Genomic DNA, 1,372 nt, shown 5'->3' on the forward strand with positions numbered 1-1,372 from the left:
ATCCTGATTGCCAGCCTGTTTCTGGCAGCCTACTTCGTCTTCCTGCTGGCGACCCTGCCTGCGGCGCTGGTGGTGCGCTATCTGCCGCTGCCAGCCAACGTTGCCAGCCTGCTGCAGATGGAAGGAGTGAGCAGCGGCCAGATCGCCCGGCTGCAATATGCCAGCGAATCCATCAGCCAGCTGCGCTGGGATCTCAATGGCTGGTCACTGATGCGCTTCGCCCCCGAAGTGGCCATTCGCTTTGGCGAGCGTAACGGCCTCAACGGTCAGGGCGTTGTCGGCTGGAATGGCGCACCCTTCGGCCGCGACCTGACCCTCAATGCCCCGGCTCCCTGGGTAATGGCGCGCATCTCGCTGCCACACCCCTTCCCGGTCACCCTCACCGGTCAGCTGCAACTCAAGGTGGATCAGTTTGCCCAGGGCAATCCCTGGTGTGACAACCTCTACGGCGACCTCGACTGGTACAACGCCAGCGCCGATACCCCGGCGGGCAAGCTGGATCTGGCCGATCCCGAGGTGAAACTCACCTGCCTCGACTCCAGACTGGTGGCCGAGCTCAAGCAGGGCTCCGATGCGGTACAGACCAGCGGTCACCTCGAAACCAGCGCCGGATCAACCGATATTCCACCTTGCCGGACTTCACCACCATATCCAGTACCTCGGCAGGACAGCGTCGCCGTCCGGCCTCTTTCAGTGACAGCCCCGCCAGTTTGGGCACTTCCCGTCCATCACCGCGCCAAACCTGGATTATCTTGGGGTTCAGGCTTTGCGTTCCTCTCACCATATAAAATCCGCCAGCGTCGTTCACTTGTTCAAGCCCTGTCAATTTAACCCGCATCAGCCAGCAGTTGGCAGCTGGCCAGCTTGTGGGCCTCAGGGAGAAATTGCCACTCCCCTGCGGTATCGGCAGATACACTCATGCACAGCGGGCTTTGTTCCGACAGGGACATGGTCATATGGCACTCGATAGCAGCAGGATTGATGGTCTTGAACCGTCCAGGAAAGTCAGTCGCCAGTGCACTGCAAAGGAGGTATCGTGCAGTAACGCCTGCTTGAACGCGCCGAGGGAAGCCGCTTTGAGTTGATGGTCGATACGCAAGGCGATGGCCCGTAAGGGTCTACATAGCTGGTTACTGATGATTTTTCGTGTCATGCCTGCTACGTGGGGATTGGCATCGTTCGAACCAACTTGGTTTTGTTAGCGACTCTTAGAACTGTACATTCAGGGATTGGTTTATGCTGTCATTTATTTCATCATACCATATATTCATGGTATGATATAAAAAAATCCTGGAACGTTATGATTTCTATGAAAGATCAATCTGAATATGTATGTTCAATGCTCGGTAAGGCAGATACATATATTATGAAC

At 56.1% G+C, this 1,372-nt stretch carries 2 pseudogenes; one reads left to right on the plus strand and one right to left on the minus strand.

Going from position 1 to position 1,372, the window contains the following annotated elements:
* A pseudogene (locus AACS18_RS00880) lies at positions 1-600 on the plus strand (type II secretion system protein N); the annotation flags it as partial.
* On the opposite strand, the pseudogene AACS18_RS00885 reads toward AACS18_RS00880, so the two are convergent.
* A pseudogene (locus AACS18_RS00885) lies at positions 587-1,111 on the minus strand (IS4 family transposase); the annotation flags it as partial. The pseudogenes AACS18_RS00880 and AACS18_RS00885 overlap by 14 nt on opposite strands.
* Positions 1,112-1,372 lie beyond the last annotated feature (261 nt).

The sequence above is a fragment of the Aeromonas sp. HMWF015 genome (genome assembly GCF_963878965.1).
In the GTDB taxonomy this organism is placed as follows: domain Bacteria; phylum Pseudomonadota; class Gammaproteobacteria; order Enterobacterales; family Aeromonadaceae; genus Aeromonas; species Aeromonas veronii.